This window comes from Candidatus Pseudomonas phytovorans (assembly GCA_029202525.1).
In the GTDB taxonomy this organism is placed as follows: Bacteria; Pseudomonadota; Gammaproteobacteria; order Pseudomonadales; family Pseudomonadaceae; genus Aquipseudomonas; species Aquipseudomonas phytovorans.
This window is the reverse complement of sequence record CP119325.1, coordinates 4928479-4944592: the sequence shown is the minus strand read 5'-3', so window position 1 is coordinate 4944592 and position 16114 is coordinate 4928479. Positions and strand designations below refer to the sequence as shown.

The 16114-nt window shown below is 62.4% G+C and carries 13 protein-coding genes; 4 read left to right on the top strand and 9 right to left on the bottom strand.

Annotated elements, in window-relative coordinates; all coding sequences use genetic code 11:
* Window positions 1-32 precede the first annotated feature (32 nt).
* Together P0Y58_21685 and P0Y58_21680 are read left to right on the top strand one after the other, a co-directional pair.
* Window positions 33-968: a FecR domain-containing protein gene (locus P0Y58_21685; GenBank protein ID WEK29492.1), complete on the top strand. Its 936-nt coding sequence runs from the start codon at window positions 33-35 to the stop codon at window positions 966-968.
* Between the two features lie 120 nt (window positions 969-1088).
* On the top strand, window positions 1089-3524 hold the full coding sequence (locus P0Y58_21680) for a TonB-dependent siderophore receptor (GenBank protein ID WEK29491.1): 2436 nt from the start codon (window positions 1089-1091) through the stop codon (window positions 3522-3524).
* Window positions 3525-3528: 4 nt separating this feature from the next.
* On the opposite strand, the gene P0Y58_21675 is transcribed toward P0Y58_21680, so the two are convergent.
* A complete protein-coding gene (locus tag P0Y58_21675; GenBank protein ID WEK29490.1) occupies window positions 3529-3954 on the bottom strand; it encodes an NUDIX domain-containing protein in 426 nt (141 codons plus the stop codon).
* A 291-nt stretch (window positions 3955-4245) separates the two neighbouring features.
* On the opposite strand from P0Y58_21675, the gene P0Y58_21670 reads away from it, so the two are divergent.
* Window positions 4246-4554, top strand: a complete 309-nt coding sequence (locus tag P0Y58_21670) for a hypothetical protein (GenBank protein WEK29489.1) — start codon at window positions 4246-4248, stop codon at window positions 4552-4554.
* A gap of 75 nt (window positions 4555-4629) precedes the next feature.
* On the opposite strand, the gene P0Y58_21665 is transcribed toward P0Y58_21670, so the two are convergent.
* The 7 genes from P0Y58_21665 to lysA all read right to left on the bottom strand — a co-directional run bounded on the left by P0Y58_21665 (window position 4630) and on the right by lysA (window position 14368).
* Complete coding sequence (locus tag P0Y58_21665; protein ID WEK29488.1) at window positions 4630-7077, bottom strand: TonB-dependent siderophore receptor; 2448 nt, start codon at window positions 7075-7077, stop codon at window positions 4630-4632.
* A 111-nt stretch (window positions 7078-7188) separates the two neighbouring features.
* On the bottom strand, window positions 7189-8142 hold the full coding sequence (locus tag P0Y58_21660; GenBank protein WEK29487.1) for a FecR domain-containing protein: 954 nt from the start codon (window positions 8140-8142) through the stop codon (window positions 7189-7191).
* Window positions 8139-8657, bottom strand: coding sequence for a sigma-70 family RNA polymerase sigma factor (locus tag P0Y58_21655; GenBank protein WEK29486.1), 519 nt, complete (start codon window positions 8655-8657; stop codon window positions 8139-8141). Before P0Y58_21655 ends, P0Y58_21660 begins: the two co-directional genes overlap by 4 nt.
* 230 nt (window positions 8658-8887) lie before the next feature.
* Window positions 8888-11374: a TonB-dependent siderophore receptor gene (locus P0Y58_21650; protein WEK29485.1), complete on the bottom strand. Its 2487-nt coding sequence runs from the start codon at window positions 11372-11374 to the stop codon at window positions 8888-8890.
* A 112-nt stretch (window positions 11375-11486) separates the two neighbouring features.
* Window positions 11487-12422 carry a FecR domain-containing protein gene (locus tag P0Y58_21645; protein ID WEK29484.1) on the bottom strand — a complete coding sequence of 312 codons (936 nt, stop codon included), beginning with the start codon at window positions 12420-12422 and terminating at the stop codon, window positions 11487-11489.
* On the bottom strand, window positions 12422-12922 hold the full coding sequence (locus P0Y58_21640; GenBank protein ID WEK29483.1) for a sigma-70 family RNA polymerase sigma factor: 501 nt from the start codon (window positions 12920-12922) through the stop codon (window positions 12422-12424). The genes P0Y58_21645 and P0Y58_21640 overlap by 1 nt, the downstream gene beginning before the upstream one ends.
* Before the next feature lie 213 nt (window positions 12923-13135).
* Window positions 13136-14368: a diaminopimelate decarboxylase gene (gene lysA, locus P0Y58_21635; GenBank protein WEK29482.1), complete on the bottom strand. Its 1233-nt coding sequence runs from the start codon at window positions 14366-14368 to the stop codon at window positions 13136-13138.
* A gap of 123 nt (window positions 14369-14491) precedes the next feature.
* Here lysA and P0Y58_21630 point away from each other — a divergent pair, with 123 nt between their 5' ends.
* Window positions 14492-15397 carry a LysR family transcriptional regulator gene (locus P0Y58_21630; GenBank protein ID WEK29481.1) on the top strand — a complete coding sequence of 302 codons (906 nt, stop codon included), beginning with the start codon at window positions 14492-14494 and terminating at the stop codon, window positions 15395-15397.
* Between the two features lie 163 nt (window positions 15398-15560).
* Here P0Y58_21630 and P0Y58_21625 read toward each other — a convergent pair whose 3' ends face one another.
* The gene (locus tag P0Y58_21625; protein ID WEK29480.1) at window positions 15561-15914 is read right to left on the bottom strand and encodes a hypothetical protein; all 354 of its coding nucleotides are present in this window, start codon (window positions 15912-15914) and stop codon (window positions 15561-15563) included.
* Window positions 15915-16114: the final 200 nt, after the last annotated feature.

The window sequence follows — 16114 nt, the reverse complement described above, 5'->3', positions numbered from 1 at the left end:
GCACGTTTCCACTGCCCCCTGCCCGCGCTGTCATGATGAACGACCACGATTCGCATACCCCCCTGGACCAAGCGCTTGAATGGTGCGTGCGCCTGCAGGACGCGGGTGTGACACAGGCCGAGCAGGCAGTCTTTGCGCGCTGGCTTGAGGCCGACCCAAGCCACCCGGCAGCCTGGCAGCGGGCCCAGCAGGTGTGGCGTGTTTCCGGGGTGGCGGGCCACGCCCATGTGGCTGCCAGCCCGGCACCGCGTCAGCGCAGGCCCCGGCGTTTTTCGCTTGGCTTGGCCAGTGCTGCGGCAGTGTTGGTGGCAGTTTCGGTGCTTGCCCTTTCGCCAGCCCGCTGGGCAGATTACCGCACCGAGGTCGCGCAAGTGCGCAGCTGGACGCTGGAAGACGGCTCGACCGTGCAGCTGGCGCCGCAATCTGCACTGGATGTGCGTTATGGCGCGGGTGAGCGGCGCCTTGTTCTGCACAAGGGCGAGGCCTGGTTCAAGGTGGCGCCCAACCCTTCACGCCCCTTCGTCGTTGAGGCCGCAGGGGGTGATGTGCGCGCATTGGGCACTGCGTTCGACGTACAGGTACTAGACGATGGTGCGAACGTGACGGTGACCGAACACAGCGTAAGGGTGAGCCGCGCGGGCCAGCAGGCCGAAGCGGGGGAGGGCCAGGCCGTGCACTACGGCGCTGGCGGTATCGGCGCGTTACGCAGCGTCGATCTGCGCCAGCAACTGGCCTGGCGCGAACAACGGCTGGTGTTTCGCGATGAGTCATTGGCGCAGGTGCTGCAGCGCCTGCAACCGTATGCCCGTTCTCACCTGCTGCTGACAGACAGCAACATTGCCCAGCTGCGGGTAACGGCGGCGGTGCAGGCTAGCGAGGCCGATGCCGCGCTACAGAGCCTGCAGGTCATCCTGCCGATTCGCGTGACGACCGTGGGACCATGGTTGACGCTGGTACGCCCTGAATAGCACTGATCGAAAAAAATTCAAAACCCGCGTCGTTGTGTTTTGCCGGTGGTCCGTCTTAAGTCTTGATCGCAAACAAGAATGAGTTGCGAGTACTGCCATCAGGACGGACTGGAAATTCGAATGCCCACCCCTTGCCCAACCCTCAAACCCCTGTTGCTCGCCAGTGCCATGAGCTGCGTCTGTTCGTTTTTGCTCCTGCCGCACGCCCAGGCAGCCAGCACCACACAATCGCAAAGCCGCGCCTACTCGATTGCCGCCCAGCCGCTGGAAGGCGCGATTGCGCAATGGTCGGCCACCAGCGGCATCCAGCTGTTCGCTGACGGTGCGTTGACCCGTGGCAAGACCAGCACCGCCGTGAACGGCGAGTACACCGCCAGTGGCGCGCTGCAGCAGTTGCTGGCAGGTACCGGCCTGAGCTTCGTTCTGGCCGATGGCAACCGCGCCTATCTGCAGCAACGCAACGAAAGCGAAACGGCGGTGCAGTTGGGCGCGACAACCATTCAGGGGCAGGGGTTGGGCATGGTCAGCGAGCAGACCGGGTCTTACACCACCGGTGCCATGCAGACCGCGACCAAGCTGCCGATCTCGCTGCGCGAAACCCCGCAGTCGGTGTCGGTCATCACCCGCCAGCGCATTGAAGACCAGGGCATGACGACCCTCAATGATGTGGTCAGGAACGCGCCGGGGTTGACCTTGACCCAGTGGGGGGCAGAGCGGCCACGGTTCAATTCCCGCGGGTTCGGCATCGAAAACATCATGTTCGATGGCCTGCCCGTCGCGTATGAAGAGGCGTCGTTGTCCACGGGGGCACTGGCCATGTACGACCGTGTCGAGATCGTTCGCGGAGCGGCTGGCCTAATGGAGGGGGCCGGATTGCCCTCAGGCTCGATCAACCTGATCCGCAAGCGGCCGACTGTTCAGCCACAGGTCATGCTTACCGGTAGCCTTGGCAGTTGGGACAATCGCCGTTTGGAAATCGATGCGGGCTCCTCACTCAATACCGACGGCACGCTGCGAGGTCGAACGGTATTGAGCTACCAGAACAAGAACGCTTTCACCGAAGATTCGGGCAATGAACGCACCCTGCTGTACGGCATTGTCGAAGCCGACCTGAATGACGACACCACGGTCAGCCTGGGCCTGTCTTACAGCGATGAAAATAACCCGGGTGCCGACTGGAATGGCCTGGGTACCTACCCTGACGGCAGCTTCCTGCCGGTGTCTCGCTCAGACCGCATGAGCCCATCCTGGTCCTACTGGAACAAGGAAAGCAAAACGGTATTCGCCGATATCGAGCACCGCTTCGACAATGGCTGGAAGGCCAAAGGTGCCGCCACCTACATCACCAGCGAAATGAACATGATGGGTACCTTCCTGGCCAATCCATCGGTAGATGCCAGCGGCAACCCGAGCATGTCGTTGCGTGGCGGCAAATACGATTACGAGCGCGACCAGTCCAGCATCGATGGCTACCTCTCCGGCCCCTTCGAGCTTGGTGGGCGGTCCCACACCCTCGTGGTGGGTGCCAGCCATCGTGAAAGTGACTGGGACGATCGTGGCGGCCCGTTCGTGACGAACGGCAATTATGAGCTGGCGCTGTTCAACCCCATCACCTGGGACCCGGGCTCCGTGTCCAAACCGGTCGGTGTCGACATGAGCCTGTATAACCGTCAGACCGAAGTTGAGCAGAGCGGGGTCTACAGCACGGCGCGGTTCAGCCTTGCCGAGCCGTTGACGCTCATTGTCGGGGGGCGTGTCGACTGGTACGAACAGGAAATCAAGAACGCCTCACACTTCAAGGCAACCCGTGAAGTCACCCCGTATGCCGGCCTGGTGTATGACCTCAATGATACCTACTCGGTGTATGCCAGCTGGACACGGATCTTCCAGCCGCAGAATCTGGAAACCGCGAGCGGCACCCTGCTGGAGCCGATTCAGGGCACCAACTACGAAGTCGGTCTGAAAGGCGAGCATCTTGGTGGTCGTTTGAATACCAGCGTGGCACTGTTCCAGATCGACCTGGAGAACCTGCCCGATCAGTTGCAGGCCAGCCAGTGCCAGGGTGGTACCACCCTCTGTTACGAGTCGGCAGGGGAAATTCGCAGTCGTGGTGTCGAGTTTGAAGTAACGGGGGCATTGACCGAAAACTGGCAGATGTCTGCCAGCTACACCTACAACACCGCCGAGCGCATCAAGGACACCACCTACAGCCCGATTGGTTCGTTCACCAAAGGCAAACGCTACGGCACCAACCTGCCGGCCAACTTGTTCAAGCTGACGACGAGCTACCGGTTGCCGGGTGTGATGGACCAATGGCGAGTGGGGGGCGCGGTCCGCTCTCAGAGCCAGACGTACACCCAGTACGGTGTGCAACAAGGTGGCTACACGTTATATGACATGTTCACTCGCTATGACGTGAACGAAAACCTGCAACTCAACTTCAACCTCAATAACGTGTTCGACAAGCGCTACTACTCGTCGATCAGCTCCACGACAGGCAGCAATTTCTTTGGCGAACCGCGCAACTTCCTGGCGACGGCCCGCTACAAATTCTGATGGGTCAAATCAATGGCGTACGCGTTTTCAAGGCCTCGCACAAGAATGCCAAGGCTCGCTTAAAAACCGGGTGGCACTCGGCGTAGGGCAGGTCATCAAGCGAGGCCCAGAAGAACGTGAACAGGTGGCCATGATCATCCTGTGTCTGGTGGGACCAGTGCTCGGGCAGGGTACCCTCCACCTGGCACAGGTGAAACGACCAGACCTGCCCGAGGTGTTCGGCATCCCAGCAGCCCAGGTCTTGCTTGACCGTGGCCTTGGTGATTCCTGATTCCTCGCTCAATTCACGCAAGGCGGCTGCGTCCGGCGCCTCGCCTTCTTCGATTGTGCCTTTCACCAGTTGCACGCCAGCCAGTGGGTGGCGGAACAACAGTATTTTCGCAGGCAACGTGGATGAAAGGACTACGGGGCAGGCCTTGTTCGGGTGCATGGGCGAATTCCCTGTCGGCTAACAACTGTCTTGTTAGAAATCTAAAAATCTTGCGCGATCCCTGTGGGAGCGGGCATGCCCGCGAACATCGGCGCAGCCGGTGCCAGTCACCGAGTTGGATTCTTCGCGGGCATGCCCGCTCCCACAGAGGCCGCGGCGCGTATTCGAGCGAGTAACCGAAGCCGGTTTTCAGGCCAGCTTACAACAGTGACTGGTGCGAGGCATTCAGGGTTGACTGATGGCATTTTGCTGTTATTTTTGACGCCTTTTTGACGTCAAGGAATGTTGCAAATGGACCACGTAGGATTTGCCCTCACCATTGCGTCGCTGGTCATGGGTGCGCTGTGCGGGCTGTATCGACAATACGTCATCATGCTGGTTACAGCCTTCATCCTCGGCGCGCTGGTGGCACAGGGTGAAGCTGCCCACCATTGGATGAGCACCTTGTCTGGCACCTTGTTGCCAGCACTGGTCTGGAGCGTGCCGGCCGCCCACCTGGGCTTTTTCGTCACGCGCTGGATTCCCGCACTGTTGAGCCGCACACGGCAAAAGCCTGATACGGCTACGCCTGGCCAGGACCAATGGAAAACCCTTGGTTGAGCTCAGGCTGGAGTCGCTAGGCCGTTGAAGTAGATCCAGGCCCTTGCCCGGCGGGGCAGGGACCAGGCACGGGCGTTAAAAACTGTACTTGGCACTCAGGCTGAAGCTGCGCGGCTCCCCGTAAACGTCATACGGGCTCCAGGAGTTGTTCATCGCCAGCCCCGTGTAGTACGTGCGGTCGAACAGGTTGTTGATGTTCAACTGGGTGTCGAGGTTGGCACTGACCTGGTACCCCGCCATCAGGCCGACAACGGCGTAGGCCCCTTGGTCGATATGGTAGTTGCCGTAGGTTGAAGAACTGCCTTTGTTGAAGATGCTGCTCTGGCTATAAAGGTTGCCGCCTACACGCCAGCGGTTCAGCTCGCCGGGCAGGTGCCAGGTGGTGCTGAGCTTGAACATGTGCCGCGGGATGTCGGTATCGAACAGGCGGCCTTCCTTGTTCTTGTCGGCGTCGCTCTTGTACTTGGCCTGGGCAAAGGTGTAACCGGCAGCCACTTGCCAGTCGGGGGTGATGGCACCCGCCAGCTCCAGTTCGATGCCTTTGCTGCGTACCTTGCCAGCCGCTTCGTAGCATGTGGCGCCTGCCGGCTGGCCGGTGCATACGCCAATATCATCGACTTGCGCTGCCCGGTTGAGCTGGTCGGTCATGAACAGCGTGGCGCTGGCGGTCAGGGTCTTGTCGAAGTATTCGCCCTTGATGCCCAGTTCGTAGTTTTCGCCTTCGATAGGGTCGAGGGTGCCGGCATTGGTGCTTTTCTCGGTCTGCGGTTTGAAGATGTCGGTGTAACTGGCGTAGACCGAGTGATGCTTGTCCAGGTCATAGATGACCCCGGCGTAGCGGGTCAGGTTACGCGTGATCTTCACATCGGTGACTGCATCCGGGTTGTAGTACGAAGCGCCATCACTGTAGAGCGCATCGGACTTGTACCAGTCCAGGCGCCCGCCGATGATTACCTTGAGCGAGTCGGCCAGGTTCCAGCGCGTGGTGACATACAGGCCTTCCTGGGTGGTTTTTTCATCCTGGGTGTACAGTTGCGGTACGGCGGGGCGCGAAATGGCGCTCGCATTCCAGTTCTCGATGCTGGGCCCAACCTCCTTGAACAGCGTGCCGCCAGTGACGTTGTCGCGAACCTGGCGTTTGCTTGCCCCGAGCACCAGTTCGTGTTCACGGCCCAGCATGGCGAACGGGCCACTGGCGTTGACGTCCCAGGAATACTGGTCATAGTCGTGGCGCTGGTTGAAGATGCGTTGCTGATACACGGCGTAGTGCTCCAGCACGGCGCCCGTCAGCTTGTAGTCAGACCAGCTTTTGGAGGCCGCCAGGTGCAAGCGCCAGTCGTTGGCCAGGCGGTGGTCCAGCTCGGTGAACAGGGTAGTGGTGTCGATGTCCTGATAGCCCCAGCTGTAGCCCAGGTTGGTCGAGCGCGAGACATCCAGGTGGCTGCCATCGCGGTTTACCGGCAGCCCGCCCCAGTTGGTGTTGATGTTGTCGTTCTGGTTGCTGGCGCCCACTGTCCAAGTGGTGTTCTCACCCAGGTCCAATTCGCTGATGGCATAGAACACGCTGCGTTCCTTGCCGGTGTAGTCCTGGAAGCCCTGCTTGTCCTGGTAGGCCCCGACGAAGCGGCCGCGCCAGCTGCCACTCTGGTTCAGCGGGCCGGACAGGTCCAGCTCGCTGCGGTAGTCATCCCAACTGCCGACACTGCCTTTGACGCTGCCCTGAAATTCGCGGGTGGGGCGCTTGCGCACCATGTTGATGGCTGCCGAAGGCTCGCCTGAGCCTTGCATCATGCCCGTGGCGCCACGTACCACCTCGACGCGGTCGAACGGCGCCATGTCGGCATTGGTGACCCAGTCGGAGTTGTACGTGGTGGTCAGGCCGTCGTACATCAGGTTGGTGATGGGGAAACCACGCGAGAAGAATTCGCTGTTGCTTGGGCGCGAGCCGCTGCTGCGCAGGCCCGGGGTGGCTTGCACCACCTGGTCGAGCGTGCGCAGGTCCTGGTCTTCGAGGCGCTGGCGGGTGATGACCGTCACCGCCTGAGGTGTTTCACGAATCGACAGCGGCAACTTGGTGGCGGTTTGCATGGCCCCCGTGGTGTAAGAGCCCGAGCCTTCGGTGGTGGTGCCCAGTGCCAGACTGTTGATGCTGGTGGCACCGAGCAGCACGGCACCGCCGGCTTGCCCGCCAACCAGCACGTAAACGCCATTGGTCTGGCGCACCGCCTGCAGGCCGCTGCCCGCCAGCAAGGTGGCGAAACCGCTGTCGACGTTGAAGTTACCCTTCAGCCCAGGTGAGCGACGGCCTTCGGTATTGGCACCGTCGAACGATAGCGCCACCCCGGCGGCATTGGCGAAGCGGCCCAGGGTTTCGGTCAGTGGGCCGGGTGCAATGTCGTAGGCACGGGTCTGTTCGCTGGCGACAGGCGCGGCGACGGCAGTGCCGGCGCCGATGCAAAGCGCGCCAAGACCCAGGTGTACCGCCAGGGCCAATGCCGTGTGCGAACGTTGCGTGGTGGTCATGTTTCCCTCCCCAGGAACATTGAATTGAGCGTTTGGAAGGGAAAGCCGAACGAGCCTCGGTAAAAGTGCAAGGCGCCTGAAAATATTTTCCCTGGGGCGCCGGCCCGCGGGTCAATGGACGGGTAGCACAGTCACCCAGTAGCGGGTGCGACGCAGCACTTTCACCGGGAAGGCGCTCTCCAGCGCGGTTAGCGCCAGTTCGGTATCGGTGATCGGAAACGCTCCGGAAATTTTCATCCGCGCCACTGCCGGGTCGCAGGTCAGCAACCCGGGGCGATAACGGGAAAGCTCGGCCAGCAGCTCGGCCAGTGGCGTGTCGATGGCTACCACGCTGCCTTGCACCCATGCCGCCACTGAAGCGTCGTTGGCACGCAGCGGGCCAGTTTCTCGCGCACCGAACCGTACTCGCTGGCCGGCTTCAAGGCGCACAGGCGCGTGACGCAGCGCGGTAACTTCCACGGCTTTTTCCAGCACGGCCACTTCACTGCCGCGGTCGTCGACGCTGACGGTGAACCGCGTGCCCAACGCCAGCACACGGCCGTCGCGGGTGTCGACCATGAACGGCCGGGCAGCGGCATCGCGGGCCGTGGTCACCAACACCTGGCCTCTGTGCAGCGTCAGCCGTCGTTGGCCGGCAGCGTAAGCCACATCCACGGCAGAATCGGTGTCCAGCAGCAACTGGCTGCCATCGGCCAGTTTTACCGCGCGACGTTCGCCGATGCCGGTGCGGTAGTCGGCGGTCCAGGCGTGGCGGGTTTCGCTGCGCCAGCCCAGGGTACCGAACAGGCCGCCACCCAACAGCACGGCCAGCCCGTAAAGTACCTGCCGACGGGTATGCCCTGCGCCAAGCAAAGTAGAGGAAGCCAGCCGTGCTGGCAGGCCGGCGAGGCTGGCGCTGACAGCCTCCATGCGCTGCCAGGCCATACGGTGCAACGGGTCGCTGTCATGCCAGGCCTGCCAGCGGGCTTGCTCGTTGGCGCTGGCGGTGCCTGACGACAGCTGCGCATACCAGCGCGCCGCTTCACGGATGGCCTGGCGTTGCTCGGCGGTGGGCGCGCGGCTCACGCGTGTTGTTCCCACTGCATCAGGCACACATGCTCCATGGCTTTGGCCATGTGGTTGTTTACCGTGCGCAGGGAAATGCCCAGCCGCTCAGCGATCTGCGCATAGGGCAGGCCGTCGAGTTGCGCCAGCAGGAATACTTCGCGCACCTTGGCGCCGAGGCCGGCGAGCATGCGGTCCAGCTCTACCAGGGTTTCAAACACCATCGCCTGAGCCTCGGCGCTGGGCATGTATTCGGCGGGCAGGCTTGCAAGGGCTTCCAGGTAGGCCTGTTCCAGCGAGCGACGGCGGAACAGGTCGATCATCAGGCCCTTGGCGACTTTCGAAAGATAGTGACGGGGTTCGCGTATCTCGTCGGCGCTACGGGCCTTGAGCACCTTGACGAAGGTGTCTTGCACCAGGTCCGCTGCATCGCAGTGGCTGCCCATGCGCTTGCGCAGCCAGCCGTGCAGCCAGGTGCTGTGTTCGACGTAGAGCACGCCGACAGCGGCGGAAGATGCAGGCGACTCGGCCGACATGGGTACTATCTCAAATAGGAATTGCTCTTATTATTGTTTGGCGGCAGAGGGGATGGCAACAGCTGAAGGTACATTCATGAAGGTTTGCACAGCCGGTGTAGGAGCGGCCTTGCGCCGCGATCGGGCTGCGAAGCAGCCCTGGCAATATTTGCCGTGACGCGAAGATACTGGGGCCGCTTTGCGGCCCGATCGCGACGCAAGGCCGCTCCTCCAAGAGCCAGTGCTTTTGTTTAGAAAGCGCCCTGCAAGGTCACCATGAAGTTACGCGGCTCGCCATAGAAGTTACCCCACGCCGGCGCCCCGATGGTGGCGTAGTACTTTTTGTCGAACAGGTTGTTGCCGTTGAGGGCAACCGTCCAGTTCGGGTCGATGCGGTATTGCACGCGGCCGTTCCACACGGTGTAGCCCGCCTGCTCGACACGGGTAGTGCCAGTGGTACGGAAGTTTTCGCTCTGGCTGTTCAGGCCGGCACCGACGGTGAAGCGCTCCAGGGTACCGCCCAACTGGTAGTCACCCCACACCTTGAGCATGTGCCGTGGGATAAAGCTGGAGGTGAAGGTCAGTTCGGTCGGGTCGGTCTCTTCGATGGTGCTCAGGTACTTGGTCTGGGTGTAGGTGTAGCCCGCCAGCAGCTGCAGCCGCTCGATCGGCGAGCCACTGATCTCCGCTTCGAAGCCCTGCGCGCGCACCTTGCCGCTGTCGGTGTAGCAGTAGCCGTCGCCTGACGGGCAGGCATCGTTGTAGTCGGTTTCTGCGCGGTGTTTTTCGAGGGTGCGGAACAGGTTGAACGAGGTGTTCAGCGCGCCGCCAAGCAGCTCGCCCTTGATGCCGATCTCGTAGTTGGCGCCGGTCTTGGGCTGGAGTGACTGCCGCTCGGCGTTCACCTTGTCGCTCTGCGGCTGGAAGATGTCGGCGTAGCTGGCGTAGGCAGTCCACTGGTCGTTCAGGTCGTACAGCACGGCGGCGAAGGGCGTGACCTGGCCGTTTTCCTGGCTGCGGTTGTTCACCCAGTAGTCCCAGACCTGGGTGTAGGAGTCGCTCTTGTTGCGGTACCAACTGACCCGTGCACCCAGCACCAAGGTCAGCGGCTCTGCCAGCTTCAGGCGCAGGTTGGCGTAAGTGCCGTACTGGGTGGTGGTGGAGTCGGTTGGCACACTGCCACCGCGGGTCGGGTTGACCAGATAATCGCCCTTGGACGGATGTGGGAAGTTCGAGGATGGGTTGAACGGATCCTGCTTGCCGTCCAGCAGTATGAGTGCGAAATAGTCATGGGTTTTCTGCCGGCTGGCGTTGGCGCCGACTATGAGCTCGTGCTGCAGGCCGAACGCCTCGAACTTGCCATCGATATAACTATCGAAGCCATAGTCGTCCTGGTCGTAGTCGAAACGACCGGCCCGCACGTTCATGCTGGCGGTGCTGGCGCCGACCGGGACCGTACCTTCGGAGTAGGCGTACTCGATGTCCTGGGTGTTGTGGGTGTAGATCGAGGCGAAATTCAGCGACCAGTCATCGTTGAAGCGGTGCTTGAGGTCGGCAAAGCCGGTAATGCGCTGGCTTTGCATGTCGTTCCAGCTGGCCCCCAGGCAGGTGGAACGAGACAGCTTCAGGTCGCTGCCATCGGCGTAGCGTGGCACACCGGCATAGCACGGTGTGGCGTCGACATCCTCGTAGGCCAGGCCAACGCCAACGGTGGTGTCGGCGGTAACGTCCCAGTCGATGGCGCCGTACAGTATCTGGTCCTGGCGCTTGGCCGTGTCATAGAAGTACTGGCGGTCTTGCAGCGACGCCACGGCGCGACCGCGCACGGTTCCTGACTCGTTCAGCGGGCCGCCCACATCGACCTGGCCGCGGTAGTTGTCCCAGCTGCCGGCAGACAGGGTGACGGTGGTGGTGGCCTTTTCCTGGCCACGCTTGCGTACGAAGTTGACGCCGCCGGCGGAGGATCCCGAGCCTTTCATCATGCCGGCCGCGCCCTTGAGAATCTCGACCCGGTCATAGAACGCCATGTCGCTGGAAAAGCTGTTGGCCTGCACGTAGTTGCCGCCCACGTCCAGCGGTACGCCGTCGTACTGGTACTGGCCGTCGAGGTTGAAGCCACGGGAATAGAAATACTTGCCGCCCATGGGCGAGTCATACACGGTGATGCCCGGGGTTTTGTCCAGCACCTGCTCCAGGGTGTTGAGGTTCTGGTCATCGAGCATCTTGCGAGTCATTACAGTGACAGACTGCGGGGTTTCTTTCAGCGTGTGCACGCCCTTGCCGATGGTGACGGCATGGGGAGTGTACGACTGGGTACCTTCGCTGGTTGCATCCAGCCGGTCGGCGTCGATGTTCATCGGCCCCAGTTCCATGGCCGAACCGTTGTCTGCGGACACCAGCACATAGCCGCCATTGCCCTGGCGCTGCGCCTGCAAGCCAGTGCTGCCCAGCAGGCGGACCAGCCCTTCCTCGACGCTGTAGTTACCCTCCAGTCCCGCGCTGCTCAGGTTGCGCGTTTGTGCGGTGTCGAACGAAATGGTCACGCCCGCCTGTACGCCAAACTGGGTGATGGCATTGCCCAGTGGGCCAGCGGAGATATGGTAGGCGGCCTGGCTTTGCGCCATGGCGTGGGCAGGCAGCAACAGCAGGCTCGGCGCGCTGGCCAGGGACATGCCGAACAACACCAGGCGCACGGCCTGGCTCAGCTTGGTTGCAGGGGTGGGGTGCAGATGGGGCATTACGTGATCCTTCCGTGTCATGGCAGAAAGTCGCTGTCGTCGCGGCTTGTGTCAGGGACGGGCGAGAATCGAAATCAGCAAGGTGTGGGTGAAGTTTTTCTGCGGCTGTTGCTCAGGCGGGCTCCACGCTCACCCAGTAACGGCTGAGATATTGCACCTTCACAGGCAGGGTTTTCGGCAGGTTGGCCAGCGCAATATCGGTATCGTCGATGCGGAATGCACCGGAAATGCTCATGGCACGGATTGATGCAGCGCAGCGCAGCACGCCCTGCCGGTACCGCCCCAGTTCTTCGATAAAGTCGCCCAGGTGCCAGTCGTTCACGCTCAGCATGCCCTGCAGCCAGGCTGTCGAATCGGCGGGCAGGGCATGGGCGACGGCGAAGTCGTCGCGGTCAAAACTGACCTGCTGCCCGGCTTGCAGCTGCAGCACCCGATCGGGGTGGCGCTGCGGGCGTATATCGACAGCGGCTTGCAGCACGCCCACGCGTGTCCGCTGCGCAAGCTTGCGAATGCTGAACTCGGTACTGCGGGCGAGGATGCTGCCATCTTCGGTGTGCACGATGAACGGGCGTTGTTGCGTGTCGCTGACCGGCCTAATCAGAATTTCCCCCTGATATAGCTGGATCGCCCGCACCTTGGCGTCATAGCGCACGTCCAGCGCGGTACCTGCGTTCAGCTCCAGCTGCGAGCCGTCCGCAAGCAGCATGGCGCGTCGCTCACCCGTGCCGGTGCGTTGCTGTGCCAGCAGGGCGCGATAGGGCACCTGTTCGGCCGCCAGCCAGCTGCCACCACCCATGGCCACCAGCAGGCCCAGCACTTTCAGTACGTCGCGGCGCTGCGCGTGCGCGGCGCCAAGGCTGGACAGCGCCGCCTGCGCCGGCACCATGGCCCATTGCTGTTGCAGCTTTTCTACCCGCGCCCAGGCGGCAGCGTGTTGCGGGCTGGCCTGCAGCCATTGCCGCCAGGCCTGGGTGCGCGCGTCGTTGCTGGCGCCGTCGTTGAGCTGCACATACCAGGTGGCAGCGGCTTCGAGTGTCTTGAGATCCATCAGCCTTCAACTGCCAGCAGGCAGCGGGTCATCGCCTTGATCAGGTGGTTCTTCACGGTGGTGACCGACACGCCGAAGCGCTCGGCCGCAGCAGCGTAAGTCAGGCCTTCAAGTTGAACGGCGAGGAAGATGGCGCGGGTCTTGGCGCCCAGTTCGTCGAGCAGGGTGTCTACGGCCACCAGCATTTCGATGATCGACAAGCGCACCTCCGGCGATACCTCCACCGGCTCCGGGCGCAGGGCCAGGGCTTGCAGATACGCTTTTTCGATGGTGCGGCGGCGGGCTTTGTCGATCAGCAGTGCGCGGGCGATGGCGCTGAGGTAGCTGCGCGGCTCGCGGATCGGCAACGGGTTGCGTGCCGTCATTACCCGCAGGAACGTGTCGTGCGCCAGGTCGGAGGCATCGGCAGCGTTGCCCAGGCGGGCACGCAGCCAGCCCTTGAGCCAGCTGTTGTTTTCGCTGTACAGCTGGTGCAGGGCCTGGGGATCGAGCGTCGACATGGCGTCAAGACCGCAATATTAATGGGAATTGATCGCATTGTCGCGATGAGGCTGGCTGATTGCAAGCATGGTTTGTGTCATTGGGGCCGCCTTGCGGCCCATCGCCGGCAAGCCAGCTTCCACGGGGGCGTGCAACGCTTGAGGTATGCGCTGTACCTGTGGGAGCTGGCTTGCCGGCGATGGGCTGCAAGGCAGCCCTCATTGATGCGCTGTCTAGAAACCCGCCTCCAGGCTCAGCAGGTCCTGCACCGTCTGGCGCCGACGGATCATGCGCAGCGCGCCATCCTCGATGAGGAACTCCGGCAGCAACGGCCGGCTGTTGTAGTTCGACGACATCGACGCGCCATAGGCCCCGGCATCGTGAATCACCAGCAAATCGCCCACCTGAGCCTGGGGCAGGTCTTGCGGGGTCAGCTCCTGATCATCCTGGGTGAACACGTCACCCGATTCACACAACGGCCCGGCCACTACGGTCGGCTGGCGTGGGCGGTTTACCGGATGGCCGTTGGCGTCGAGCAGGGTCATGCCGTGATAGGCGCCGTACATGGCCGGGCGCATCAGGTCGTTGAAGCCGGCGTCGATCATGACGAAGGTATTGCGCCCCACCTGCTTCACGGCGCGCACTTCGGCCACGAGGTAGCCCGACTCGGCCACCAGGAAGCGCCCGGGCTCGATCTCCATGCGCACCGGGTGGCCCAGCATCGCTTCGATTTCCTTGCGTGCCACCGCCCAGGTCTGGGCGTAACGCTGCAGGTCGACCGGCTTGTCAGTGCTGCGGTAGGGGGTAGAAAGCCCGCCGCCGATGGAGAAGGCTTCGATATCCACGCCCAGGCGGCCGATCAGTTCGATCATCGAGCGGGCCACTTGCTCCAGGTGCTGGTAATCCACGCCTGAACCAATGTGCATGTGCACGCCCACCAGGTGCAGGCCATGGACCTTGATGACCGCCAGCGCCTCGTCCAGCTCTTCATGCCAGATACCGTGCTTGCTGTTTTCGCCGCCCGTGTTGGTCTTGCGGCTGTGGCCATGGCCGAAGCCCGGGTTGATGCGGATCCACACACGGTGGCCGGGTGAGCGCTCGCCCAACTGGCGCAGCATGTCGATGGAGCCTGCGTTGACTTCGATCTTTTCTGCCACCACCCGCTCCAGGGTCGGCCGGTCCAGCGCGTCGCAGGTCAGCACTACGCCGGCCGGGTCACCTTCAACGCTGGCACCTGCGGCGAAGGCCCGCTCCATCTCGCCCAGCGAAACGGCGTCCAGCACCAGGCCATGGGCGCGCATCAGGCGCAGCACATGCAGGTTTGGGTTGGCTTTCTGGGCGAAGCGCACGGTGTCGAACACCTTCAATTGCTCGACACGTTCGGCGATGGTGCTGGCGTCATACGCCCACAGCGGCGAGCCGTGCTGGCGGACCGCCTCGGCCAACAGGGTGAAGGGTGCAGTCATGGTGGCGCTACTCGTATAAGGAAGGCCACGAGGATGCGCCAAAGCCTGAATTCAGAAAAATAGCTTTTTTTCTGCTAGCCATTCATATCTGATATGCCTTATGTCGAGCCACCAGGTGTTGCCGTGAAACTGTCCAGCCGCCACATTGAAGTGTTCCGCGCCATCATGGCTGCCGGCAGTGTCACCGGGGCAGCACGGCTGCTGTTCACCTCGCAACCCACTGTCAGCCGGGAGCTGGCGCGCCTTGAGCAGGTGACCGGGTTGAACCTGTTCGAGCGCGAGGGTGGGCGCCTGGTGGCGACAGCCCAGGCGCTGCTGTTGATCGAAGAGGTCGAGCGCGCCTACATCGGGCTGGAGCGGATTGACCGCTTTGCCCAGGCCATCCGCAATTTCGAGCAGGGCCGGCTGGCCATCACCTGCTTGCCGCTGTTCTCCCAGACTTTGCTGCCCAGGGCCTGCCAGCGTTTTCACCAGCAACACCGGGGGGTAAGCGTAAGCATCCTGGCGCAGGAATCGCCGTTGCTGGAGGAGTCGCTGGTTGCCCAGCAGCATGACCTGGGCCTGACCGAGGTCGAGCAGATACCGCGCGGTGCCTATGGCGAGTTGCTGTTCAGCGCCAACATGGTCTGCGTGCTGCCCGAGCATCACCCGTTGCAGACCAAGACCGAGCTGGAATTGAGCGATTTCCACGAGGTCGATTTCATCAACCTGGCCAGTATGGATACCTACCGCCAGCGCCTGGACCAGCACTTTCGTGCGGCGGGGGTGAACCGCCGCACGGTGATCGAAACCACCAGTGCCGCCTCGGTGTGCGCCATGGTGCGCCAAGGCCTGGGTGTCGCGATCATCAACCCGCTGAGCGGGCTGGAGGCGGCGCAGGGCGGGTTGCCGATCCGCAGGTTACGGGTGTCGGTGCCGTATCAGGTGATGCTGATCAGGCCGGATCATAGGCCCGCTTCGGCGGCGGTGGAGCCGTTTTGTGAGGCGTTGCGGGAGCAGGCCCAGGCGATGCAGGCAGCGTTAGTCTAGCACCAGGGGTTTTGCAATGCCTGGACTGGCCTCATCGCCGGCAAGCCAGCTCCCACATTGACCGCGTTGGTCTGCAGCCTTGCGCGGTAACCTGTGGGAGCTGGCTTGCCGGCGATGAGGCCGGTACAGGCAGTACAGCAACCAAGCCAGAACGCGCTGCGATTCAAATCTCGCAGACGAAGGTGCCGGTCCCGGCCAGGATGTTCTCCAGGGTTTCTTTCACTTCTTCCAGGTCACTCAGGTCGCTGGTCAGGTTGATCTCCAGCACTTCATCGCCCTTCAGCGCATCCTGGTCACCGGCCGCCACTTCAATCAGCAGTCGCTTGGCACTCAGGGTCACTTTCAGCCCGTCCAGCGTCGATGGCTCGTCATCCAGGGTCAGGTCGACGGTGTCTTCGTCCGGGTAGCGGGTAAGCAGGAACATCTGACCCTTGTCGCTGTGGCAGCACAGGGTCGCCATGTTGTCTTCCTCGTCATCGCAAGGGGTGGCGAAGAGCAGGGCAGTGTTGATTTGCATGGACAAGGCTCGGATCAAAGGAAACGGAAGGGAATTCTGACAGTCTTGCGTACAGGCATAAACGTAAAGTTACCGCCCCTTGACCGAAATTGTCGCAGCGCTGCAAGCGTTGATGACCGATCAGTCGTTAAGCTTCGCCGAGCCCTGAGCGTGCCTGCGCACGTTCAACGCCTGGTTTTACCGTCCGCCTTGCCACGGGT

Coding starts and splice junctions, on each gene's coding strand:
- P0Y58_21685 (WEK29492.1), top strand. CDS start 33: ATGATGAACGACCACGATTCGCATACCCCCCTGGACCAAGCGCTTGAA.
- P0Y58_21680 (WEK29491.1), top strand. CDS start 1,089: ATGCCCACCCCTTGCCCAACCCTCAAACCCCTGTTGCTCGCCAGTGCC.
- P0Y58_21675 (WEK29490.1), bottom strand. CDS start 3,954: ATGCACCCGAACAAGGCCTGCCCCGTAGTCCTTTCATCCACGTTGCCT.
- P0Y58_21670 (WEK29489.1), top strand. CDS start 4,246: ATGGACCACGTAGGATTTGCCCTCACCATTGCGTCGCTGGTCATGGGT.
- P0Y58_21665 (WEK29488.1), bottom strand. CDS start 7,077: ATGACCACCACGCAACGTTCGCACACGGCATTGGCCCTGGCGGTACAC.
- P0Y58_21655 (WEK29486.1), bottom strand. CDS start 8,657: ATGTCGGCCGAGTCGCCTGCATCTTCCGCCGCTGTCGGCGTGCTCTAC.
- P0Y58_21650 (WEK29485.1), bottom strand. CDS start 11,374: ATGCCCCATCTGCACCCCACCCCTGCAACCAAGCTGAGCCAGGCCGTG.
- P0Y58_21645 (WEK29484.1), bottom strand. CDS start 12,422: ATGGATCTCAAGACACTCGAAGCCGCTGCCACCTGGTATGTGCAGCTC.
- P0Y58_21640 (WEK29483.1), bottom strand. CDS start 12,922: ATGTCGACGCTCGATCCCCAGGCCCTGCACCAGCTGTACAGCGAAAAC.
- lysA (WEK29482.1), bottom strand. CDS start 14,368: ATGACTGCACCCTTCACCCTGTTGGCCGAGGCGGTCCGCCAGCACGGC.
- P0Y58_21625 (WEK29480.1), bottom strand. CDS start 15,914: ATGCAAATCAACACTGCCCTGCTCTTCGCCACCCCTTGCGATGACGAG.